The following is a 21,598-nucleotide window of genomic DNA, read 5'->3' as shown; positions in this document are numbered from 1 at the left end:
GAACCCTCAGCGGGCGGCGCGGTTGACGGCGGAGATGACGGCCTTGAGCGAGGCGGTCGTGGTGTTGGAGTCGATGCCCACGCCCCACAGCACCTGGCCCGCCACCTCGCACTCGATGTAGGAGGCCGCCTTGGCGTCGGTGCCGGCGCTCATGGCGTGCTCCGCGTAGTCCAGGACGCGCACCGGGAAGCCGATCCGCGTCAGGGCGTCGCAGAAGGCGGAGATGGGGCCGTTGCCCACGCCCTCGGCCTCGCGGATCTCGCCGTCCAGCCGCAGGTCGACGCTGATGACGTCCTTCTCGTCGACCGTGGAGACGCCGCGGTGCGCGAGCAGGCCCAGCCTGCCCCAGGGGCGCGCCGGGTTCGGCAGGTACTCGTCGGAGAAGACCTCCCACATCTCGGCCGGGTTGACCTCCCCGCCGAGGGTGTCGGTGCGGGCCTGGACGACCCGGGAGAACTCGATCTGCAGGCGGCGCGGCAGGTCGAGGTTGTGGTCGGCCTTCATGATGTAGGAGACGCCGCCCTTGCCGGACTGGCTGTTGACCCTGATGACCGCCTCGTAGGTGCGGCCGATGTCCTTGGGGTCGATCGGCAGGTACGGCACCGCCCACGGGAACTCGTCCACCGGGACGCCCGCGGCGGCCGCGTCGCGCTCCAGGTGCTCCAGGCCCTTCTTGATCGCGTCCTGGTGGGACCCGGAGAAGGCGGTGTAGACCAGCTCGCCGCCCCAGGGGTGGCGGGGGTGGACCGGCAGCTGGTTGCAGTACTCGGTGACCCGGCGGATCTCGTCGATGTCGGACAGGTCGACCTCGGGGTCGACGCCCTGGGAGAACAGGTTCATCCCCAGCGTGACCAGGCACACGTTGCCGGTGCGCTCGCCGTTGCCGAACAGGCAGCCCTCGATGCGGTCGGCCCCGGCCATGTAGCCCAGCTCGGCGGCGGCCACGGCGGTGCCCCGGTCGTTGTGCGGGTGCAGCGACAGCACGATCGAGTCGCGGTAGGCGAGGTTGCGGTGCATCCACTCGATCTGGTCGGCGTAGACGTTGGGGGTGGCCATCTCCACGGTGGCCGGCAGGTTCACGATGACCTTGCGGTCGGGGGTGGGCTGCCAGACGTCGTTGACGGCGTTGCAGACCTCCACGGCGTACTCCAGCTCGGTCCCGGTGAAGGACTCGGGCGAGTACTGGAAGTAGATCTCGGTGTCCTCCAGCTCGGCCGCCAGCTTCCTGCAGAGCTTGGCGCCCTCGACCGCGATCGCGGTGATGCCCTCGCGGTCCTGGCCGAACACCACGCGGCGCTGCAGCGTGGAGGTGGAGTTGTACAGGTGGACGATGGCCTGCCTGGCGCCGCGCAGCGACTCGAAGGTCCGCTCGATCAGCTCGGGCCTGGCCTGGGTCAGGACCTGGATCACCACGTCCTCGGGGATCCGGTCCTCTTCGATGATCTGCCGTACGAAGTCGAAGTCGGTCTGCGAGGCGGCGGGGAAGCCCACCTCGATCTCCTTGTAGCCGGTCTGCACCAGCAGCTCGAACATCTTGAGCTTGCGGTGGGCGTCCATCGGGTCGATCAGCGCCTGGTTGCCGTCACGCAGGTCCACCGCGCACCACCGGGGCGCGGTCTCGATGACCTTGCCGGGCCAGGTGCGGTCGTCGAGCCTGACCGGGACGAAGGGCTGATAACGCCGGAACGGCATGGGACTGGGCTGCTGCTGCGGATACATGCAATGGCTCCTCGACGTGGGAAACGATCGTGGCCGACGCGCATGGCTCGCTCCGCGACGAGGGGGCCGACCTCTTACAGGCCCTCGTCGCGGCAGCTAAGAAGCAGCCCGCGCAGCATGTCTAGCACGTTAGCAGACCGTCCCAAATCCACGCCTGCGGATCTCATGAATCGAGACGTCCCAGCTCACGGGGGGTGTGGGACGACATCGTCAGCCGAGGAAACCCCGCTCAGGACAGAGCCGTACCGGCCGGGTTAGATTGACGCTACCGCCGAATCCGAATCGGGGAGACCCATGAAGGACACCGACATCCTCGCCCACATCCACGACCTCATCGAGGAGGAGCACGACCTGCGCCGGCGGCTGGCCTCCGGCGGGATCTCCTCGTACGAGGAGAACAACCGGGTCCGGCAGGTCGAGGAGGCGCTCGACCAGGCATGGGACCTGCTGCGGCAGCGCCGGGCGCGCCGGGACGCCGGGGAGGACCCCGACTCGGCGGCGCCGCGCCCGGTCGGCGAGGTCGAGGGCTACCGCCAGTAGCAGCCGGCGGGAGCCGCCGTCCGGCCGTCCCGCCGCCCGTGGTCGCCCGTGGCCGGCGCGGTCCGCGTGGTTAGACTGCGGCCCATGCGCCGAGCCCTCATGTCGCCGCTGCGACGAGCCGTCGGCGTGGCCACCGGCGTGCCGACCGGCCTGGCCGGGCTGGGGTGGGTCTGCGTCTCCTGGGCGGTCGGGGGCGAGCGCGCGCGGAGGGCGACGGCCGCGCTGGTCGGCCTGGAACGGCTCCGCCTGGCCTCCTGGTACGACCACCGCCGCGTCGGCGGCTCCGGCGGGCGCGGCGGGCGCGCCTATCTCCTGCTGCGGGGCGTCCTCGGCGTCCTGGGCGGCTACCTCGCCTTCGCGGGCGTGTTCCTGGCGGCCCTCCTGCTGTACGGCGGGGCGGGGCAGCTCGTCTCGGGTGAGGCCCATCCCATCCCCCTCCGGTTGCCCGGCGTGCGGGTGACCGGGGACAGCTCGGTGTACGGCATCGTCCTCGGCCTGACCGCGCTGGCGCTGTCCGTCGGCTGGGGCGCCGTCCTGGTGGGCCTGGAGCGCAGGCTGGCCGACCGTTTCGCGCCCTTCGGGCGGGACGAGGTGATGAGAGGCCGGATCGCCGAGCTGACCGCCTCGCGCTCCGGGATCGTGCGGGCCGTCGACGACGAGCGCCGCCGGATCGAGCGCGACCTGCACGACGGGGTCCAGCAACGCGGGGTGACGCTGGCGATGCTGCTGGGGCGGGCACGGCACGCGTCCGAGCCCGCCCTGATCGACGAGGCGTACTCCGAGGCGCGGCGGCTGCTCGACGAGCTGCGTGACGTGGCGTGGCGGATCTATCCGGCGGAGCTGGACTCGCGGGGCCTGCGCGCCGCGCTGGACGAGGTGGCGCATCGCTCCGCGGTACCGGTGACGGTCGCCTGCCACTCACCCGGGCGGCTCGCGCCGGAGCGGGAGACCTGCGTCTACTTCATGGTCAGGGAGGCCGTCACCAACGCCAACAAGCACGCCGGGGCGGGCGCGATCATGGTCGGCCTGCGCGCGACGGAGGAGGAGGTGACCGTGACGGTCTCCGACGACGGCCGGGGCGGCGCCGACCCGGACGGCGGCGGCCTCGCCGGGCTGGCCCGGCGGGTGCGGGCGCTCGACGGGACGTTCACCGTGGACAGCCCGCCCGGCGGCCCGACGACGGTGACCGCGAGGCTGCCGTGCGCCTGATCCTCGCCGACGACTCCGTGCTGTTCCGCGAGGGGCTGGCCCGGCTGCTGCGGGACGCCGGGCACGAGGTGACGGCCGTGGGCGACGCCGCCGCGCTCCTGGAGTCCATGGCCGGGGCCCGGCCGGAGGCGGTGATCGTCGATGTGCGGATGCCGCCGTCGCACACCGACGACGGGCTGCGGGCCGCCCTGGAGATCCGCGGCCGGTGGCCCGGCGTCGGGGTGCTCGTGCTGTCGCAGTACGTCGAGCCGTCCTCCGCCTCCCGGCTCCTCGCCGGCCCCGGGGAGGGCCTCGGCTACCTGCTCAAGGACCGGGTGTCGGAAGTGGCCGGGTTCCTCGCGTCGCTGGAGCGGATCGGCTCCGGCGGCACGGTGTTCGATCCCGAGGTGGTCAGGCGGCTGCTCGCCCGTGCCCCGCTGGACACGCTGACCGGCCGCGAGCGGGCCGTCCTGGAGCACCTGGCCCAGGGCATGGTCAACACCGCGATCGCCGAGCGGCTGCACGTGTCGCAGAGCACGGTCGAGAAGCACGTCAACGCCGTCTTCGACAAGCTCGGCCTTGACCGGACCCCCGGCTACAGCCGCCGGGTGCTGGCGGTCCTGCGGTATCTCGACGTCTGAACCAGGCGCGCCGCGACCAGCACGGAGCCCGCGACCGCGGCCGTCACCAGCCAGGCCATGAAGGTCGGGTAGAGGTAGGCCACCTGGATCCAGGAGATGTCGCTCCCCCGGGCGAGGATCCGGAAGACCGGCACGACGGCCGCGCACAGCGCGAGCGGCGCCAGCCAGGGCAGCAGCCCCAGCCACCACCGCCACCCGCTCCGGCGGGCGGCCCACCTCCCGGAGCGGGCCACCCCGCGTGCCGCCGGCCCGGCGGTCGCCAGGATCAGCAGCGCGAACACGAGGTCCGTGACGAGGAAGGGCGTGGCGGGGATCTCCGGCGTCGCGCCCTCGATCAGGGCCACCAGGCCGTCCATCAGGGCTCCGGCGTCGGCGAAGGCCATGCCGGTGTTCGCCATGACGGCGACGCCGTACCCGGACGCCGGCATCAGCAGCTGCCCGGCGGTGGCGGTGAACAGGTCGCCGCCGTGCTCCACGACGGGGGTGCCGCGCTCCGTCTCGCCGAGCATCCAGCCGAGGGCGTACTCGTCGTTCTGCGCGGAGGGGGTGCGCATCTCCTCGACGGTCCGCGGGGAGATGCGGCCGTCCCGCTGCGCGATCAGCCACCGGGCCATGTCGTTCGCGGTGGTGAGGACGCCGCCGGAGCCGTTGCCGAACGCGGTGGGCTCCGGCAGGGCGACGGCCCGGCCGAGGATGTACAGGTGGCCACGTGAGGCGGGCGGCAGGTCCCGGTCGGTGTCGACCGTCCGGCTGTGGCGCATGCCGAGCGGGGCGAACACGTGCGCGTCGAGGTATCCGGCGAACGACCGGCCGCTCACCACCTCGACGAGCCGGGCGGCGACCTGGTAGTTCGTGTTGTGGTAGCTGAAGGCGGTCCCGGGCTCCGTGGCGAGCCTCGCCGTCCTGAGCCGGGCCACCGCGCCCTTCAGCGTGGTGGGCTGGGGCAGGCTCCGCTCGTGGAACGCCGTGTCCGCCATGCCCGACGTCTGGTGGAGCAGCTGCCGTACGGTGATCTTCGCCGCCCTGGGGTCGGCCATCGTGAACTCGGGCAGGTGGCGGCGGACCGGGTCGTCGAGCCCGAGCCTGCCCGCCTCCACCAGCCGCATCACGGCCAGGGCGGTGAAGGACTTGCTGACCGAGGCGACGGGCATGGGGGTGTCCGCCGTCACCGGTGCGCCCGCGGCGGTCACGCCGTACCCCGCGGCGTGGACGACCTCCGTGCCCCTGGTGACCACCACGGCCGCCCCGGGCAGCCCCGTTTCCTCGCGGTAGTCCTCGACGAACGCGGTGATCGCCGCGGGGGTGACGCCGCCGGGCGGGGCGGCTCCGGGCGGGGCGGCTCCGGGCGGGGTCCCGGGCAGGAAGGCACCGGCCGCGGGAAGTACGGCCATGCAGATCGCGATGAGAGTTCTCAGAGACACCCGCCGGACGCTAGTCGCCCGTTCAGGGCCGGAACCATTGCGAGAAACCTCCGTCTCCGCGATGGGAAACCGCCGTACGGCGGGGCCGGCCGGGACGTGTCGTGCGCTGCCCGTACGGCGGGCGGGAAGGACCGGGAACCCCGCTCAGTCCGCGGAGCGGCCCTGGCAGCGCGGATCGGCCGGTCTCTCCGGCGGGGCCGGGGCCAGCCACGACAGCATGCTCTTCTCGACGTACCAGCCGTGCAGGTTCACCCAGGTCCGGGGGGCCTGGTCGGGGTCGGGGCAGAGCACCTTCGACTCCAGCCTGTCGCCGCGGACGAAGCTCACGGTGCCGTCGGCCCCCAGTACGGTCACCATCTGGTCGTCGCTGGCGACCAGGTAGCCCACGAGCACCCTCGGCGTGTCCCGCCCCTTGTCCGCCTTCATCTGGAACGCCGTCAGCGGCAGGATCGGCGCCTTCATCACCACCACGCCCACCAGGAACGGCGCGAAGACCGCCACGACGACGGCGAGCCCGTGGGTGAGGAGCCGCGCGAGCACCCGCGGCACCGGACCGGTCAGCAGGCCCGCGATCCCCGGCGGCAGGATGAGCAGGACCGAGGTCGTCGTGTCCCGCGCGGCGATCGCCTGGCCGATGGCGGGCCACAGCGCGGCGTAGACGAGCACGGCGGCCGCCACGGGCAGGGCGTAGCAGACGACCACCCGCAGTCTCTCCCTGCCGGGGAAGCGGTCGCGCACCGTCAGCCCGGCGGTGGCCAGCGCCAGCATCTCCAGCGTCGGCAGGAACCGCAGCTCCCAGGAGACCAGGCCCACCACCACCGCCAGCACCACCACCCAGCCCGGCAGGCGCTCGGTGGCGTTCAGCAGCCAGGAGGAGCGGTTCGCGCCGCTCCAGTCCCTCGTGCTGATCCAGTACAGGGCGCCGAGCATCCGCCCGCACAGGACGAGGACCGGCAGGATCCACACGGTCGTCAGCAGCACGGCGGTGAGCAGGCCCAGCGGGCTGATGTTCTGCACCAGCAGGAGCAGGGTCTGGGTGTCCTGACGGCTGGCGTACCACAGCCGCATGATGAGCAGGACCAGGGGGAAGGCCGGGAGCAGCGCGAGCAGCCACTCCTGGTTCCTGGGGTGGATTCTGGACGTGCGCTTGGTCCGCCCGATGCCGATCAACTGGTCGAGCACTCCTGGACGGGAAGCGTCCGCTCCCACGGCCACCTGCGCACCGGCGGGGGCAGCGCGCAGGGCTGCTGCGCCTGTGCGACGTTGATGCCGGGGTTGGCCGCCAGCAGCGGGTCGATGTACATCTGGTACGCCTGCTCCCACCGCTGGTCCCGAGGGTCGGCGTAGGAGCGGTAGAGCGCGAGGTCGACCAGGTCGCGCAGCGCCCTGTTGGGGCCGGTGTTGACCGCCCACATCTCGGTCTTCTCCAGTGCGATGTCGTGGTGGACGAGTTTCCCACCGGACTCCGCGACGAACCCGGCCAGGATCGCCGCGTCGGTGGTCACCGCCTCGAACCTGCCCGCCTTCAGATCGGCGATGCAGTCACTGATCAGGTTGCGGGCGGTGGCCTTGGCCCCGGTCGCCTTCTCCAGCTCGATCGCGGAGGTGGAGCTGCCGAGCGTGCAGACGCGCTTTCCCTCCAGATCCACCAGAGAGGTGATCTTCCCCGGGTAGTCGGACCTCGTCACCACGGACTGCTCGGTGTACAGGTAGGGCGTGGAGAACCCGACGGCCGCGTCCTTCCGCCGATCGGGCGTCACGCTGAAGGTGGCGACCACCAGGTCCACCTTGACGAACCGGCCCTGGTCGTCCTTGGCCTGCATACGTGCCCTGTCCTCGGTCTCGATGGACAGGAAGTCGATCTTGTCCGGCGAGAAGCCCAGGTCGGCGGCGATCATGTAGGCGATCTGGATGTCGAACCCCTTGAAGGCACGCCTGCCCGTCTTCTCCTGGAGTGAGATGCCCGGGGTGTCGGACTTCACGCCGATCCGGAGCCGGTCCTTGCTGAACAGCCCGGCCCGCTCCCGCAGCTCCGCCTCGGTGGGCGGCCCGTTCGCCAGCAGGATGGACGTGCCGACCACGACCGCGGCCATGACCAGGGCCACCCAGCCGACGAGCCGGAAGATCCGGAACCTCTTGACCGGTGGCGGCTCCGGCTGCGGGGCCGGGTCGGGCACGGGATCGGGTACGGGATCGGGTACGGGATCGGGCACGGGGCCGGCCTTCTCGCCGGGGCGCCGCAGCTTCCCGGCGAAAAGACCCGCCTTCCCGGACGGTGCCGTCACGCCCTCGTGCTCTTCGGTCATAATCCCACGAACCCCCTGCTCATTAGGCAGGCTAGGGCGTGGCACCGGCTGTGAGGAGGCCCTTCATCAATACGAGATCAAACCGCCTCCCGGCGAAGTGACCGGAATACCCCCTAAGATCCAGTACCGAATGTCAGGAGCGGAGGACGACTCCTCCGCTCCCCCGAGAGGAGCGGCTTCCCGCTTTCCCCGGCTTCCCCGGCCGGGGCGGGCGACGAACGAGCTCTGCCCGTTTCGACCGCAGCTAAGGAGGCGATTCCCCTGCCGGGTGAACCCGTTGGGGGGATGCTGGACGGGATGGATCTCATCATCGGGCCGTACCACGTGACCGGCAGGCTGGGGCAGGACGCCGCCGGCGAGGTCCTCCTCGCCCACGACCCCGGTGGACGGCAGGTCGCGGTCAAGGTCCTCGACCCGGCCCTGACCGCCGATCCCGGCGTCCGGTGGCGGTTCCAGCAGGAGACGGGCGCCGCGTCCCGGGTCGCCCCGCGCTGCGTCGTCCCGGTGCTCTCCGCGGGGTTCGACGGTGACCGCGCCTACGTCGTCACCGAGCACGTCGAAGGCCCCTCCCTGCGTGAGCGGGTCGGGGACCAGGGGCCCCTGGCCGGGCCGGGCCTCGGCTCTCTGGCCGTGTCCGTCGCCGTCGCCCTGCAGGCGATCCACGCCGCGGGCATCGCGCACGGGCGGCTGACGCCGTCCGGCATCCTGCTGAGCCCCCTCGGGCCGAGGGTGGGGGGTTTCGGTCTCGCCGGCCTCCCCCTCCGCGACGTCCCCGGCGAGGCCGCGCCGCCGGAACGGGCGCGCGGCGAGGCGGCCACCGCCGCGTCGGACGTGTTCTCCTGGGGCGCGGCCGTCCTGTACGCGGCGACGGGACGTGATCCGTACGGCCGTGCCGGACGCGAACCGTACGGCGACGCCGACGCCGGCGACCCCGAGGAGACCGCGAGGGTCGTCCGCCTCCGGCCCGACCTGACCGGCCTGCACGGCCCGCTGCGCGATCTCGTGGCGAGCGCCCTCGCCGAGGATCCCGCCCGCCGCCCGGACGTGCGCGACATCGTCCGCGCCCTGACGGGCGTCAGCGACCCGGCCGCCGCGCCGGTCCCGCCCAGGCCGCCCGGCGCGGGCCCCGCGCCGGTCCGGTCGCCGGTCGTTCCGGAGCCGGTCTCCCCGCCCGTGCCCGGTCCGGAAGCCGCCCCGCCGCCCGTCACGGCGGTCCCGGGACAGGCCCCGCCGCCCGTGCCCCGTCCGGAAGCCGCCCCGCCGCCCGTCGCGGCGGTCCCGGGACAGGCCCCGCCGCCCGCCGTACCGGCCGTCCCCGGGTACGCGGGCGCGGCCCCCGCCGTCGTGGGCACGGCTCGCCGTACCGATGCGGCCCGCCGGGCCGATGAGGCGGTTCCGGACACGGCGCGGCAGGTCAGGCGGCATCTCATCCCCGCGGTTGCGGGACTGGTCCTCGCCGGGGTCATCGCCGGGGTCGCCTGGCTCCTCCCCCGGGACCCGGCGACCGGCGACGTCGCGTCACAGGCCCGGCCCAGCGCCCCGGAGAGCGCCGGGCCCGCCCCCACGGGCTCCCCCGCCCCCGTGACGGCGTCGCCGTCGCCGTCACCGTCCCCGTCGCCCGCGAAGCGCACCGCCCGGCCTTCCACCGCGCGCACCCTGCCGTTCAAGGACGACTTCGGCGCCGCCGGCGGCTGGAGCAGCACGGCGGCGGGGAAAGCCGGGAAGCACCGGCCGGACCACGGCGCCTACCGGCTCACCGTCCGGGCCGGTGCGGACCTCCCGGTCACCGCCCCCGTCACCGCCTCGCTGCGGAACACCGTCATCACCGTGAAGGTGCGCCTGATCTCCGGCAAGGGAGACTTCGGGGTGTTCTGCCGCGGCCGGAAGGGGACGGCCGAGCGTTACGAGTTCGCGCTCACCGGTGACGGCGACGCCTCGATCACCCGGAGCGGCAAGGCTCCGTCGGCGGTGCGGCGCGTCCCCGGCCTGCGTCCCGGACGGCTCACCGTCCTGCAGGCGGTCTGCCGCGGCGGCGCGACCGGGACCACGCTGAGCCTGCGGGTCAACGGCAAGGAGGTCGTCTCCCAGGTGGACCGGGCCCGGCCGCCGGCCGCCGGTTCCATCGGTGTCTTCGCCCGGGGCCGGCGCGGCGGTCCCGGGCTGGACGTCGCGTTCAACTCCTTCGAGGCCCGCTCCTGACGGACGCCTTCCCGGTCCGTACGGTCCCGGCTCCGTACGCACCCGGCTCCGTGCGGTCCCGGCCCTGTCGGCCCGTTCTCAGGCGTCCGCCCCTGTCGGCCCGCTCTCAGGCGTCCGCCCGTGGCGGGCCGTACGGACCCTGCCCGTCCGGCCGCCGGGCGGGAGACCGGGTCAGACCGCGAGCAGGCTCTGGACCTCCTCGTCCCGCAGCTCCGCGACCGGGCCGGCGCGGACGACGCGTCCGGCGTCGAGGATCAGGAAGCGGTCGGCCAGGCGCAGCGCCAGGTCCACGTACTGCTCCACCAGCAGTACGGCGAGCCCCGAGGCGTGTAGCCGCTCGATCGCCTCCTCGATCTCGATGACGATGGACGGCTGGACGCCCTCGGTGGGCTCATCCAGGATCAGCATCCTGGGGCGGGCGACCAGGGCACGGGCGATGGCGAGTTGCTGCTGCTGGCCGCCGGACAGGAACCCGGCGTGGCGCTTCAGCAGGGGCTTGAGCCGGGGGAAGACCTCCAGCGCCTCCTCCAGCGCCTCCTTCGGCCCGCCGGCCGCCTCCAGGGCGACCTGAAGGTTGCCGAGCACGCTGAGCTGGGGGAACGCCGCGTGCCCCTGGGAGACGTAGCCCATGCCGAGCCGTACCCGTTCGTGGGGCGCGAGACGGGTCACGTCGCGCCCGTCGAAGACGACCGACCCGGCGGTGGCCGGGAGCACGCCCATCACCGTGTCGAGCAGGGTGGTCTTGCCGACGCCGTTGCGGCCCATCACGCAGACGAGCGTCCCGGGCTCCACCTCCAGGCCGACCCCGGACAGCACCCGGGCCCTGCCGTACCCGGCGTCAAGATCCCGTACCGACAGCATCGCCGCTCCTCCTCCCGAGGTAGACCTCCTGCACCCGGGGGTCCTCGCGGACCTGCTCCACGGGCCCCTCGACCAGGACCCGGCCCTCGTGCAGGACCGTGACCCGCGAGGCGTACCTGCGCAGGAACTCCATGTCGTGTTCGATGACGACCACCGTGCGCTCGCGGGCGATCGACGTCAGCAGCTCGCCGGTGCGCTCGCGCTCGCCCTGCGACATGCCGGCGACCGGTTCGTCCAGCAGGAGCAGCCGGGGCCGCTGCGCGAGCAGCATGCCGATCTCCAGCCACTGCCGCTGCCCGTGGGAGAGCACCCCGGCGGGCCGCTCCGCCATCGGGCCCAGGCCCGTCGTCTCCAGCGCCTCGGCGACGGCCTCACCGACGCCGCGCCGACGCCGGAGCAGCGACCACGGCGTACGGCGGAACGACGCGGCCAGGTCGAGGTTCTCCAGCACCGTGAGCTCCTCGAAGACCACGGAGGTCTGGAAGGTCCGCCCGACGCCGAGCCGTACGATCCGGTGCTCGCGCAGACCCGCCAGGTCACGGCCGGCGAACCTGATCTCCCCGGCGGTGGGGCGGGTGAGGCCGGTGACGGCGTCCACGAGCGTCGTCTTGCCCGCGCCGTTGGGCCCGATGAGGAACCGCAGCTCCCCCCGCCCGACGGTCAGGTCGACGCCGTCGACGGCGCGGAAGCCGTCGAAGACGACCGACAGGCCGCGGATCTCAATGATCGGGTCCTCCGGAACGCCCGCTCCGGGGCCGGACGGGTCAACGCCTGCCTGGGAGCCGGGCGGACTCATCGCTTCCTCCGGGAGGCATGCCCGGGGGCCGGACGGGTTCATCGCTTCCTCCGGTTCTCGCCGAACCGTCCCGCTGAACGGTTCCCGCCGGACGGTTCCCACCGGCGCGGAGAGGACGTCACGCGACCTCCTCCATGACGCGGCCGGCGCCGGGCCCGCCCGGCCGGGGGCTCGCCTCGGTACGGCGGGCACGCCTGCGGGCGAGCGCGTCCCGGCCCGTCGCGGCCAGGCCGAGGACGCCCCGCGGCGCGAGGGTCATCACGAGGATGAACAGGGTGCCCTGCAGGTACAGCCAGCCGCCGGCGAACTCCTCGCTGAACGCGGTCTTGGCGTATCCCATGACGACCGCCCCGGCGACCGCCCCGGCCAGGGTGAACCGGCCGCCCACCGCCACCGCGACGACCAGTTCCAGCGAGGGGACCACGCCCAGCAGCGCCGGCGAGACGATCCCGACGACCGGCACGAACAGCGCGCCGGCCAGCCCGGCCATCCCCGCGGAGATCGCGAAGGTGACGGTCTTGACGAGGGCCGGGTCGTAGCCGAGGAACCTGACCCGGTCCTCGCCGTCGCGGACCGCGACGAGCAGGCGGCCGAAGCGGCTGCGGGTCAGCTGCCGCGCGCCCAGATAGAGCAGGCCCAGCGTGAGCGCGACCACGAGGTACAGCCCGCGCTGGACGGCGTCGTCCGCCAGGTCCAGGCCGAACAGGTCGTAGAAGTTGGTCAGGCCGTTGGTCCCGCCGGTCAGGCCCTGCCGCCCGACGAGGAGGATGGCGAACGCGGCGGCGAGCGCCTGGGTGAGGATCGCGAAGTAGGCTCCCCGGACCCGCTGCCGGAACACCAGAAGGCCCAGCGCGGCGGCGATCAGCGTCGGGACCGCCACGGCGGCGGTCAGCGCGAACACCGGGTTCGTGAACGGCCTCCACAGCGCGGGCAGTCGCTCGACGCCGCTCCACACCATGAAGTCGGGCAGTTCGCCCCGGGCGTCGGCGAGTTTCAGGTGCATGCCCATGGCGTAGCCGCCGAGGCCGAAGAACACGCCCTGGCCGAGGGCCAGCATGCCGCCCTGGCCCCAGGCGAGGCCGATGCCCAGGGCGACGATCGCCAGGCACAGGTACTTGGCCAGCAGGCCGAGACGGAAGGGCTCCAGCAGGAGGGGGGCGGCGACCAGCGCGAGCACGGCCACGGCCGCGAAGACGCCGGGGCCTTTCAGCGTTTTCAGCCCTTTCAGTGTTTTCAGGGTCTTCGGCATTTCCCGTGCCCTCGGTGTTTCCGGTGTTTCCGCTGTTTCCGGCGTTTCCGGATGGGTGAGGTTCATTCAGACCAGTGCCCTCGATCGGGTGACGAACAGGCCCTGCGGCCGGAACTGCAGGAAGGCGACGATCGCGGCGAACACGATGACCTTGGCCAGGCTGGCGTCGGTCCAGAACTCGGCGTAGGAGTTGAGCAGGCCGAGCCCGGCGGCGGCGATCACGGCGCCGCGGAGCCGCCCGAGGCCGCCCGCGACGACGACCAGGAAGGCATCGACGATGTAGTAGGTGCCGAGGGCCGGTCCGACCGGGCCGATCAGGGTGAGGGCGACCCCGGCGACCCCGGCGAGGCCGGAGCCGATGAAGAAGGTCCGCCGGTCCACCCGGCCGGTGTCGATGCCGCTGGTCGCGGCGAGCCGCCGGTTCTGCATCACGGCCCGCATCCGCCGTCCCTGGCCGGTGCGGTTCATGTAGGCCCAGACGGCGACGACGGTGAGGACCGCCAGGGCGAGGATGAACAGCCGGTTGTACGGCAGCGTGCCGAGCCCGCCGCGCAGCCAGTCCGGTGCCTGGACCTGGACGTTGGGCGCCCCGAACAGGTCGCGGGCGAGTTGCTGGAGCACCAGGCTGACGCCCCAGGTGAGCAGCAGGGTGTCCAGCGGCCGGCCGTAGAAGTGCCGGATCGCGGCCCACTCCAGCAGGAGCCCCATGAGCCCGGCGACCAGGAAGGCGACGGGCAGCGCCACGACCACCGCGTCGCGGCCGGCGACGCCCTGGAGCAGGTAGGCCGTGTACGCCCCGGCCATGATGAACTCTCCGTGGGCCATGTTGATCACGCCCATCTGGCCGAACGTGAACGTCAGCCCGACGGCGATGAGGAGCAGCACCGCGCCGATCGACAGGCCGATCGGCAGCTGGTTGAGAAACGCCTCCACCTTCGTCCCTTTCCGCGAGGGGTCTGGCTCCGGAGCGCGGCGGCGCCGCGGTTCTTGCCGCGGGTCGTTCACCGCCGCGCTCCGGAGCCGGTCAGGGGCGGCCCGGCCGGACGGCCGGCCCGGGGCGCGCGTCAGCCCGAGGCCAGGCCGCTCGCCCAGGGGTAGCCCTTCAGGTAGGGGTCGGGTTTGATCGGCTCGCCGGACTTCCAGACCTCCTTGATGAGGCCGTCCGGCTGGACCACCCCGATCCGGGCGGTCTTGTACATGTGCTGGTTCTCGCCGTCGATGGTGACCAGGCCCTCGGGGCGTTCCAGGGCGATGCCGCCCGCGGCCTTGCGCACGGCCTCGACCTCGGTGGTCCCGGCCTTCCTCACCGCCTCGGCCCACAGGTACACCGCGTTGTAGCCGGCCTCCATCGGATCGGAGGTGACCTTGCCGGCGCCGTATCTGCCCTTGAACGCGGCGACGAACTTCTCGTTCGCCGGTCCCTGGGTGGTCTGGTAGTAGTTCCAGGCGACCGGGTGGCCCGCGATGTTGTCCACGCCGATCCCCTTGACCTCCTCCTCGGCGACGCTCACCGACAGGACGGGCATCTTCTCGGCGGTGACCCCGGCGCTGGTGAGCTGCTTGAAGAACGCCACGTTGCTGTCGCCGTTGAGGGTGTTGAAGACCGCGTCCGGCGCGGCCTCGACGACCTTGTTGGTCAGCGTGCCGTACTCGGTGTGCCCGAGCGGGGTGTACTCCTCGCCGAGGACCTGCATCCCGTTGGCCGCCGCGTACGCCTTGATGATCTTGTTGGCGGTGCGCGGGAAGACGTAGTCGCTGCCGACCAGGAAGAGCTTCTTCTTCCCCTGCTCCTTCAGGTAGTCGAGCGCGGGGATGATCTGCTGGTTGGTGGTGGCGCCGGTGTAGAAGATGTACGGCGAGCTCTCCAGGCCCTCGTACTGCACCGGATACCACAGCAGGGCCTTGTTGCGTTCGAAGACGGGAAGCATCGCCTTGCGGCTCGCCGAGGTCCAGCCGCCGAAGGTGGCGGCGACCCTGTCGCGCCGGATGAGCTTGGTGGCCTTCTCCGCGAAGGTCGGCCAGTCGGAGGCGCCGTCCTCCACCACGGGGACCAGTTTCTTCCCGAGCACCCCTCCGGAGGCGTTGATCTCCTCGACCGCGAGGAGTTCGGCGTCCTTGACCGTCACCTCGCTGATGGCCATCGTGCCGCTCAGCGAGTGCAGGATGCCGACCTTGATGCCGTCGCCGTCCGCGCCGCCGCCGGCGGAGGCGGCGTTCCCGCCCGCCGGAGCCTCCCCGCCGCACGCGGCGAGCGCGACGGCCAGCAGGGCGGCGGTGACGCCGGAGCGCCAGGCTGTTCTCCTCAAGTGCCTTCCTCTCTCACCGGTTCCCACCGGTACGGCCCCGCACCGATCCACCTGCCGACAAGGTGGGCGAGTAAGGTTTCCCGAGAAGATCGCGGATGTTAATTGCGCTTTGCCGGGGTTTCACCCCCGTGACGGCCCGGACCGGAAACCACCCGGACATCACCGTGCAACACTTCGGTAACAGCCGGTTCTTATGGTCCGTCCAATGCGGCTCACACCACACGAGCAGGAACGCCTGCTCATCCATGTCGCCGCCGGTGTCGCCCGGGACCGGAAGGCCCGGGGTCTCCGGCTGAACCATCCGGAGGCGACCGCCGTCATCGCGTCCTTCCTCATGGAGGGGGCCAGGGACGGCCGGACCGTCGCCGAGCTGATGGAGGCGGGGCGCACCGTGCTGTCCCGGGGCGACGTCATGGACGGCGTGCCGGAGATGCTGGAGTCGGTGCAGGTCGAGGCGACTTTCCCCGACGGCACCAAGCTCGTCACCGTCCATTGGCCGATCCCGTGACGGCGGGCGACCGCACGGACGTCCCCCGGGAGGCGTCACCGCGTACGGACCTTCCGCACGAGACGGCGCGGGAGGAGCGCATGGTCCCCGGCGAGATCCGGTACGGCGAGGCCCCCGTGCCGCTCAACCCCGGCCGTGAGCGCGTCACCGTCCGGGTCGTCAACGTCGCCGACCGGCCGATCCAGGTCGGGTCGCACTACCACTTCGCCGCCGCCAACCCCGGCCTGGAGTTCGACCGGCGGGCGGCCTGGGGCACCCGCCTGGACGTGCCGGCCGGCACGGCGGTGCGCTTCGAGCCCGGCGTCGAGCGCGACGTGACCCTGGTGCCGATCGCCGGGCGCCGGATCGTGCCCGGCCTGCGCCCGGAGTGGGCGGGCCCCCTGGACGGGATGGACGGGAGCACCGATGTTCGTTGAGCGGTCCCGCTACGCCGCGCTGTACGGTCCCACAACCGGGGACCGGATCAGGCTCGCCGACACCGACCTGTTCGTCGAGGTCACCGAGGACCTCGCCATGGGCCCGGCGGGCGCCGGCGACGAGGCCGTGTTCGGCGGCGGCAAGGTCGTCCGGGAGTCGATGGGCCAGGCCAGGACCACCCGCGCCGAGGGCGCCCCCGACCTGGTGATCACCGGCGCGGTCGTGCTCGACCACTGGGGCGTGGTCAAGGCCGACATCGGCGTCCGGGACGGCCGGATCGTCGCGCTCGGCAAGGCCGGCAACCCCGACACCATGGACGGCGTCCACCCAGATCTGGTGATCGGCCCGTCCACCGAGGTCATCTCGGGCAACGGGAAGATCGTGACCGCGGGGGCGGTCGACTCCCACGTCCACCTGATCTGCCCGCAGATCCTCGACGAGGCTCTGGCGGCCGGGGTCACCACGATCGTCGGCGGCGGCACCGGCCCCGCCGAGGGCACCAAGGCCACCACGGTGACCGGCACCTGGTATCTCGCCCGGATGCTGGAGTCGCTCGACGCCCACCCGGTCAACGTCGCGCTGCTCGGCAAGGGCAACACGACCGGCGCCGAAGGGCTGCTGGAGCAGCTCCGCGCCGGGGCCTCGGGGTTCAAGCTGCACGAGGACTGGGGCAGCACCCCCGCGGCCATCGACGCCTGCCTGTCGGTCGCCGACGCCACCGGGGTGCAGGTGGCGCTGCACACCGACACCCTCAACGAGGCGGGGTTCGTGGAGTCGACGCTGAAGGCGATCGGCGGCCGGGCCGTCCACGCCTACCACACCGAGGGCGCCGGCGGCGGCCACGCGCCGGACATCATCCGGGTCGCCTCGCATCGCAACGTCCTGCCCTCCTCGACCAACCCGACCCGTCCGCACACCGTCAACACGCTGGACGAGCACCTCGACATGCTGATGGTCTGCCACCACCTGAACCCCTCGGTCCCGGAGGACCTGGCGTTCGCCGAGTCGCGGATCCGGCCGGCCACCATGGCCGCCGAGGACGTGCTGCACGACCTGGGGGCGATCTCGATGATCGGCTCGGACTCCCAGGCGATGGGCCGGGTGGGCGAGACGATCATCCGGACCTGGCAGACCGCGCACGTGATGAAGCGGCGGCGCGGCGCGCTGCCGGGCGACGGACCGGCGGACAACCTCCGCGCCCGGCGCTACGTCGCCAAGTACACGATCTGCCCGGCGGTGGCGCACGGCCTGGACGGGGAGGTCGGCTCGGTCGAGCCCGGCAAGCTGGCGGACCTGGTGCTGTGGCAGCCTGCCTTCTTCGGGGTCAAACCGGACCTGGTGCTCAAGGGCGGCGTGATCGCCCACGCCCAGATGGGCGACGCCAACGCCTCGATCCCGACCCCGCAGCCGGTGCTGCCACGTCCGATGTTCGGCGCCGTCCCGGTCACCGCCGCCGCCACGTCGGTCCACTTCGTCGCCCCGCTCGCGATCGAGGACGGCCTGGCCGACCGGCTGGCCGTACGGCGGCGCCTGGTGCCGGTGGCCGACGTCCGCCGCCGGGGCAAGGAGAGCATGCCCCTCAACGACGCCACCCCCGAGATCGAGGTGGATCCAGACACCTTCACCGTGCGGGTGGACGGCGAGACGGTCGAGCCCGCCCCGGCCGAGACCCTGCCCATGACCCAGCGCTACTTCCTCTTCTGAGCGTCGCGTGAACGCCGCGCTGCTGCTGCTGGCCGACTCCCGGCTGCCCGCCGGGGGGCACGCGCACTCGGGGGGCGCCGAGGAGGCGATCCGCGCCGGGGCGGTCCGCGATCTCGCGAGCCTGGCCGCGTTCCTGCGGGGACGGCTGGCCACCGCCGGGGCGGTGGCGGCCGGTCTCGCCGCCGCGGCCTGCGACCTCGCCGCGTCCCGCGAGGCCGGCACGGCGGCGGCCGCGACGGCCGGGGCGACGACCATCGGGACCGGGAACGGGGCCGGGAACGATCACGCCGGGGAGGACCCCCGGGGACGGTCCGCGGACGGCCTCCCGGCGCGAAGCCGTCCGGACGGACGGCCGTCTCCGGACGCCGCGTGGGAGCGCCTGGACGCCGAGGCCGACGCGCGGACGTCGTCGCCCGCGCAGCGGGAGGCGAGCCGTACGCAGGGCAGGCTGCTGTTGCGGAGCGCCCGGCGGATCTGGCCGTCGCCGATCCTGGACGACCTGGCGCGGGCCGCGCCCGCGGGCGCGCACCACGCGGTCGCGCTCGGCGCGGTGGCCGCCGCCGCGGGGTGCTCCCCGGCGGAGGCGGCGCTCGCGGCGGCCTACACCGCGGTCACCGGCCCCGCCACGGCGGCGGTCAGGCTCCTCGGCCTCGACCCGGTCCCGGTCCACCGGCTCCTCGCCGCCCTCGCCCCCGACCTGGAACGGATCGCCACCGGCTCCGCAGCGCACCTGGCGGGCCCGCCGGACCCGGGATCCGGCGAAGAGGCCGGAGTACCGGGCTCAGGACCAGACGGGAGAATCGGCGCGCCGGCCCCGGGACCGGACGGGAGGCCCGGAACACCGGGCTCGGGATCCGCCGCGGAGGCCGGGGCGCCGGACCCCTGGGAACGGCTGCCCGCGCCCACCGCGCCCGCGCTCGACCTGCTCGCCGAACGGCACGTCCGCGCCGAGCCGAGGATGTTCGTCTCCTGACGTCCGGGGCGTCCTGACGGACGCCCCGGACGGAGCACCGGCCGGCACCGCCGCCCACCGGGAAGACCACCACGACAGACCACCAGGGAAAGAAGGGACGGTGACCCTCATGGGCGCTGACCACGACGACCACCACCCGGGGGCCGATCCGCGCGGGCGGGCGCTGCGACTGGGCATCGGTGGCCCCGTCGGCAGCGGGAAGACCGCGCTGACCGCGGCGCTGTGCCGGACGCTGGGCCCGGCGCTCCGCCTCGGGGTGGTCACCAACGACATCTACACCACCGAGGACGCCGACTTCCTCCGCGCGGCGGGGGTGCTCGACCCGGCGAGGATCGCCGCCGTGCAGACCGGCTGCTGCCCGCACACCGCCATTCGTGACGACATCGCCGCCAACCTCGACGCGGTGGAGTCCCTGGAGGAACGGTTCGGCCCGCTCGACCTGGTGATCGTGGAGAGCGGCGGGGACAACCTCACCGCCACCTTCAGCCGGGGTCTGGCCGACCGGCAGATCTTCGTGCTGGACGTGTCGGGAGGCGACAAGGTCCCGCGCAAGGGCGGCCCCGGCGTGACCACCGCGGACCTGCTCGTGATCAACAAGACCGACCTGGCGCCGATGGTGGGCGCGGACCTCACGGTGATGGACCGGGACGCGGCGGCCGTGCGGGACGGAAGGCCGGTGCTGTTCACCTCGATCCGGGAGGAGCCGGACGCACCCGCGGTCGCCGAGTGGGTCTCCGGCCTCGTCCACGTCTGGGCCCACGAGCACGGCCGCACCCACGGCCACGAGCACGGCCACGCCGACGAGCACGGGCACGACCTCGCCCGCGAGCATGACCGCGCCCGCGCCTGATCGCGCGGAGGCGGCCCGGCCTCCCGGAGACCGCCCCACCTCCGCGTCTCCCGCTCACCCTCGCCGCACGGACGGGGACCGCCCCTCCCCCACCCCTCCCGCCGATCCTCGCCGTACGGAAGGGCACCGCCCCTCCCCCGCCCCTTCCGCGCCACGACGCTCGATGCGGGCCAGGGCCGCGCTAGTCACCGAGCGCGGCCCGGACGGCCGGACCGTCCTGGTCGCCATGCGGTCCGATCCGCCGCTCACGCTGCGCCGTACCGGGCCGGGCCGGGTGCACCTGGTCTCGACCGCGGCGGGTCCGCTCGGCGGCGACGACCTGGCCCTCGACATCGAGGTGGGTCCGGGCAGCGAGCTGGAGGTCCTCTCGGTCGCGAGCACGCTCGTCCTGCCCGGTACGGGGGAGTCGGCGCTGACCGTCACCGCCAGGGTCGGCGCCGGGGCGTCGCTGCGGTTCGCGCCCGAGCCGACCGTGCTGGCCGCCGGCTGCCTGCACCGCTCGGCGATACGGCTGACGCTGGAGGAGGGCGCCCGGGTGTCCTGGCGCGAGGAGATCGTCTTCGGCCGGTACGGCGAGCGGCCCGGCCGCTGTCACGCCCGCTTCGACGCGGTGACCCCCGCGGGTCCGCTGCTGCGTCAGGAACTCGTCGTGGGCGACCTGGTGACCGACGGCTCCCCCGCGGTCTACGGCGACGCCCGCTGCGTCGGCAGCGTCCTGGTCACCGGGCGGGCGCCCGCCTCGTCGGTCGGGGACGGCTGGGCGATGCTCCCGCTGGCCGGGCCGGGAACGCTGGTCTCCGCGCTGGCCGCCGACGCCGTCGAGCTGCGGCGGCGTCTGGACGAGGGCCTGTCGCGCCTGCCCGGCACCGGGACGTGACGGCAGGCGCGCGGCTCGCCGAGCCGCGACACGGGAGGACGGGCACGCGGCTCCGCCGTACCCGCGTGGGACGGCGGAACCCCGCGGGCGGCCGTCCCGCCCCGCGCCGTCAGTCGTAGAAGCCGAGCCGGCGAAGCTGCTTGGGGTCGCGCTGCCAGTCCTTGGCGACGCTGATGCGCAGGTCGAGGTAGACCCGGGTGCCGAGCAGCGCCTCGATCTGGCCGCGGGCCCGGCTGCCGACCTCCTTGAGGCGGCTTCCCTTGTGCCCGATCACGATGGCCTTCTGCGAGGGCCGTTCGACGAACATGTGGGCGTAGATGTCGAGCAGGTCGTCGCGGCCCTCACGGGGCAACATCTCGTCGACGACGACCGCGATGGAGTGCGGCAACTCGTCGCGGACGCCCTCCAGGGCCGCCTCCCGGATCAGCTCGCCCACCAGCACCTGCTCGGGCTCGTCGGTGAGCTGTCCGCCCTCGTACAGCGGCGGGCTGGCCGGGAGCCTGCCGGCCAGCACGTCGCGCAGCACGTCGAGCCGCTCCCCGCTCTCCGCCGAGACCGGGACGATCTCCTCGAACTCGGCGAGCTGCGACACGGCCAGCAGCTGCGCGGCGATCTGCTCGCGGGTCGCCAGGTCGCACTTGGTGACGACGGCGACGACCGGGGTCTTCTTCACGGCGGTGAGCTTCTCGGCGATGAACCGGTCGCCCTTGCCGATGGGCTCGTTGGCAGGCACGCAGAAGCCGATCACGTCCACCTCGGTGAGCGTGGACAGCACCAGGCTGTCGAGCCGTTCGCCCAGGAGGGTGCGGGGACGGTGCAGACCGGGGGTGTCGACGATGATGAGCTGGGCGTCCGGGCGGTGCACGATGCCCCGGATGACGCGGCGGGTCGTCTGGGGCTTGGAGGAGGTGATGGCCACCTTGGTGCCGACCAACGCGTTCATCAGCGTTGATTTGCCGACGTTGGGCCGTCCGACGAAACAGGCGAAACCGGCGCGGAAATCAGCTGCTGAAGAACTCACGTCACCCATTGTCCCCGATCGT

General features: G+C 73.2%; 20 protein-coding genes. 10 read left to right on the top strand and 10 right to left on the bottom strand.

Annotation, left to right across the window (positions count from 1 at the left end; genetic code table 11):
* Nucleotides 1-6 precede the first annotated feature (6 nt).
* Complete coding sequence (gene leuA, locus ACZ6W9_RS12935) at nucleotides 7-1,719, bottom strand: 2-isopropylmalate synthase (protein ID WP_389955683.1); 1,713 nt, start codon at nucleotides 1,717-1,719, stop codon at nucleotides 7-9.
* A gap of 294 nt (nucleotides 1,720-2,013) precedes the next feature.
* Here leuA and ACZ6W9_RS12930 point away from each other — a divergent pair, with 294 nt between their 5' ends.
* The 3 genes from ACZ6W9_RS12930 (at nucleotide 2,014) to ACZ6W9_RS12920 (ending at nucleotide 4,088) form a co-directional block, all read left to right on the top strand.
* The gene (locus ACZ6W9_RS12930; protein WP_362928391.1) at nucleotides 2,014-2,259 is read left to right on the top strand and encodes a DUF2630 family protein; all 246 of its coding nucleotides are present in this window, start codon (nucleotides 2,014-2,016) and stop codon (nucleotides 2,257-2,259) included.
* An 84-nt stretch (nucleotides 2,260-2,343) separates the two neighbouring features.
* Nucleotides 2,344-3,468, top strand: coding sequence for a sensor histidine kinase (locus ACZ6W9_RS12925; protein WP_470117789.1), 1,125 nt, complete (start codon nucleotides 2,344-2,346; stop codon nucleotides 3,466-3,468).
* The gene (locus ACZ6W9_RS12920) at nucleotides 3,459-4,088 is read left to right on the top strand and encodes a response regulator transcription factor (protein ID WP_389955687.1); all 630 of its coding nucleotides are present in this window, start codon (nucleotides 3,459-3,461) and stop codon (nucleotides 4,086-4,088) included. Before ACZ6W9_RS12925 ends, ACZ6W9_RS12920 begins: the two co-directional genes overlap by 10 nt.
* Here the strand turns inward: ACZ6W9_RS12920 and ACZ6W9_RS12915 are convergent.
* The 3 genes from ACZ6W9_RS12915 to ACZ6W9_RS12905 all read right to left on the bottom strand — a co-directional run bounded on the left by ACZ6W9_RS12915 (nucleotide 4,043) and on the right by ACZ6W9_RS12905 (nucleotide 7,815).
* The gene (locus ACZ6W9_RS12915; protein ID WP_389955689.1) at nucleotides 4,043-5,509 is read right to left on the bottom strand and encodes a serine hydrolase domain-containing protein; all 1,467 of its coding nucleotides are present in this window, start codon (nucleotides 5,507-5,509) and stop codon (nucleotides 4,043-4,045) included. The two genes, ACZ6W9_RS12920 and ACZ6W9_RS12915, sit on opposite strands and share 46 nt — an antisense overlap.
* A gap of 144 nt (nucleotides 5,510-5,653) precedes the next feature.
* Nucleotides 5,654-6,691, bottom strand: coding sequence for a hypothetical protein (locus tag ACZ6W9_RS12910; protein WP_389955692.1), 1,038 nt, complete (start codon nucleotides 6,689-6,691; stop codon nucleotides 5,654-5,656).
* Nucleotides 6,676-7,815 (bottom strand): transporter substrate-binding domain-containing protein, encoded by a 1,140-nt coding sequence (locus tag ACZ6W9_RS12905; RefSeq protein WP_389955693.1) that lies wholly within the window; start codon nucleotides 7,813-7,815, stop codon nucleotides 6,676-6,678. The genes ACZ6W9_RS12910 and ACZ6W9_RS12905 overlap by 16 nt, the downstream gene beginning before the upstream one ends.
* A gap of 297 nt (nucleotides 7,816-8,112) precedes the next feature.
* On the opposite strand from ACZ6W9_RS12905, the gene ACZ6W9_RS12900 reads away from it, so the two are divergent.
* Nucleotides 8,113-10,014 (top strand): serine/threonine-protein kinase, encoded by a 1,902-nt coding sequence (locus ACZ6W9_RS12900; RefSeq protein WP_470117786.1) that lies wholly within the window; start codon nucleotides 8,113-8,115, stop codon nucleotides 10,012-10,014.
* Nucleotides 10,015-10,185: 171 nt separating this feature from the next.
* On the opposite strand, the gene urtE is transcribed toward ACZ6W9_RS12900, so the two are convergent.
* The 5 genes from urtE to urtA all read right to left on the bottom strand — a co-directional run bounded on the left by urtE (nucleotide 10,186) and on the right by urtA (nucleotide 15,226).
* Entirely contained in the window at nucleotides 10,186-10,875 is a 690-nt protein-coding gene (gene urtE / locus ACZ6W9_RS12895) for an urea ABC transporter ATP-binding subunit UrtE (protein ID WP_389955697.1), read from the bottom strand.
* Nucleotides 10,853-11,671, bottom strand: coding sequence for an urea ABC transporter ATP-binding protein UrtD (gene urtD / locus ACZ6W9_RS12890; protein WP_389955699.1), 819 nt, complete (start codon nucleotides 11,669-11,671; stop codon nucleotides 10,853-10,855). Before urtD ends, urtE begins: the two co-directional genes overlap by 23 nt.
* Before the next feature lie 118 nt (nucleotides 11,672-11,789).
* Entirely contained in the window at nucleotides 11,790-12,920 is a 1,131-nt protein-coding gene (urtC, locus tag ACZ6W9_RS12885) for an urea ABC transporter permease subunit UrtC (RefSeq protein ID WP_389955701.1), read from the bottom strand.
* 66 nt (nucleotides 12,921-12,986) lie between these two features.
* Nucleotides 12,987-13,853, bottom strand: coding sequence for an urea ABC transporter permease subunit UrtB (gene urtB, locus ACZ6W9_RS12880; protein WP_362928377.1), 867 nt, complete (start codon nucleotides 13,851-13,853; stop codon nucleotides 12,987-12,989).
* 131 nt (nucleotides 13,854-13,984) lie between these two features.
* On the bottom strand, nucleotides 13,985-15,226 hold the full coding sequence (gene urtA / locus ACZ6W9_RS12875) for an urea ABC transporter substrate-binding protein (RefSeq protein WP_389955709.1): 1,242 nt from the start codon (nucleotides 15,224-15,226) through the stop codon (nucleotides 13,985-13,987).
* A 205-nt stretch (nucleotides 15,227-15,431) separates the two neighbouring features.
* Here urtA and ACZ6W9_RS12870 point away from each other — a divergent pair, with 205 nt between their 5' ends.
* The 6 genes from ACZ6W9_RS12870 (at nucleotide 15,432) to ACZ6W9_RS12845 (ending at nucleotide 20,555) form a co-directional block, all read left to right on the top strand.
* Entirely contained in the window at nucleotides 15,432-15,734 is a 303-nt protein-coding gene (locus ACZ6W9_RS12870) for an urease subunit gamma (protein ID WP_470117782.1), read from the top strand.
* A complete protein-coding gene (locus ACZ6W9_RS12865) occupies nucleotides 15,731-16,150 on the top strand; it encodes an urease subunit beta (RefSeq protein WP_389955714.1) in 420 nt (139 codons plus the stop codon). Before ACZ6W9_RS12870 ends, ACZ6W9_RS12865 begins: the two co-directional genes overlap by 4 nt.
* Nucleotides 16,140-17,855, top strand: coding sequence for an urease subunit alpha (locus tag ACZ6W9_RS12860; protein ID WP_389955717.1), 1,716 nt, complete (start codon nucleotides 16,140-16,142; stop codon nucleotides 17,853-17,855). The genes ACZ6W9_RS12865 and ACZ6W9_RS12860 overlap by 11 nt, the downstream gene beginning before the upstream one ends.
* A 7-nt stretch (nucleotides 17,856-17,862) precedes the next feature.
* Complete coding sequence (locus tag ACZ6W9_RS12855; protein ID WP_470117780.1) at nucleotides 17,863-18,828, top strand: urease accessory protein UreF; 966 nt, start codon at nucleotides 17,863-17,865, stop codon at nucleotides 18,826-18,828.
* Nucleotides 18,829-18,937: 109 nt separating this feature from the next.
* The gene (gene ureG / locus ACZ6W9_RS12850; protein ID WP_470117778.1) at nucleotides 18,938-19,678 is read left to right on the top strand and encodes an urease accessory protein UreG; all 741 of its coding nucleotides are present in this window, start codon (nucleotides 18,938-18,940) and stop codon (nucleotides 19,676-19,678) included.
* A gap of 163 nt (nucleotides 19,679-19,841) precedes the next feature.
* Entirely contained in the window at nucleotides 19,842-20,555 is a 714-nt protein-coding gene (locus ACZ6W9_RS12845) for an urease accessory protein UreD (RefSeq protein ID WP_470117776.1), read from the top strand.
* A 109-nt stretch (nucleotides 20,556-20,664) separates the two neighbouring features.
* On the opposite strand, the gene era is transcribed toward ACZ6W9_RS12845, so the two are convergent.
* On the bottom strand, nucleotides 20,665-21,585 hold the full coding sequence (era, locus tag ACZ6W9_RS12840; protein ID WP_362928365.1) for a GTPase Era: 921 nt from the start codon (nucleotides 21,583-21,585) through the stop codon (nucleotides 20,665-20,667).
* Between the last annotated feature and the right edge of the window lie 13 nt (nucleotides 21,586-21,598).

This window comes from Streptosporangium sp. NPDC053982 (genome assembly GCF_055585205.1).
This window is presented reverse-complemented; position numbering and strand designations above follow the sequence as displayed.

Coding starts and splice junctions, on each gene's coding strand:
- ACZ6W9_RS12870 (WP_470117782.1), top strand. CDS start 15,432: ATGCGGCTCACACCACACGAGCAGGAACGCCTGCTCATCCATGTCGCC.
- ACZ6W9_RS12845 (WP_470117776.1), top strand. CDS start 19,842: ATGCGGGCCAGGGCCGCGCTAGTCACCGAGCGCGGCCCGGACGGCCGG.
- urtE (WP_389955697.1), bottom strand. CDS start 10,875: ATGCTGTCGGTACGGGATCTTGACGCCGGGTACGGCAGGGCCCGGGTG.
- ACZ6W9_RS12930 (WP_362928391.1), top strand. CDS start 2,014: ATGAAGGACACCGACATCCTCGCCCACATCCACGACCTCATCGAGGAG.
- ACZ6W9_RS12925 (WP_470117789.1), top strand. CDS start 2,344: ATGCGCCGAGCCCTCATGTCGCCGCTGCGACGAGCCGTCGGCGTGGCC.
- urtD (WP_389955699.1), bottom strand. CDS start 11,671: ATGAGTCCGCCCGGCTCCCAGGCAGGCGTTGACCCGTCCGGCCCCGGA.
- leuA (WP_389955683.1), bottom strand. CDS start 1,719: ATGTATCCGCAGCAGCAGCCCAGTCCCATGCCGTTCCGGCGTTATCAG.
- ureG (WP_470117778.1), top strand. CDS start 18,938: ATGGGCGCTGACCACGACGACCACCACCCGGGGGCCGATCCGCGCGGG.
- ACZ6W9_RS12860 (WP_389955717.1), top strand. CDS start 16,140: ATGTTCGTTGAGCGGTCCCGCTACGCCGCGCTGTACGGTCCCACAACC.
- ACZ6W9_RS12900 (WP_470117786.1), top strand. CDS start 8,113: ATGGATCTCATCATCGGGCCGTACCACGTGACCGGCAGGCTGGGGCAG.
- ACZ6W9_RS12905 (WP_389955693.1), bottom strand. CDS start 7,815: ATGACCGAAGAGCACGAGGGCGTGACGGCACCGTCCGGGAAGGCGGGT.
- urtC (WP_389955701.1), bottom strand. CDS start 12,920: ATGCCGAAGACCCTGAAAACACTGAAAGGGCTGAAAACGCTGAAAGGC.
- era (WP_362928365.1), bottom strand. CDS start 21,585: ATGGGTGACGTGAGTTCTTCAGCAGCTGATTTCCGCGCCGGTTTCGCC.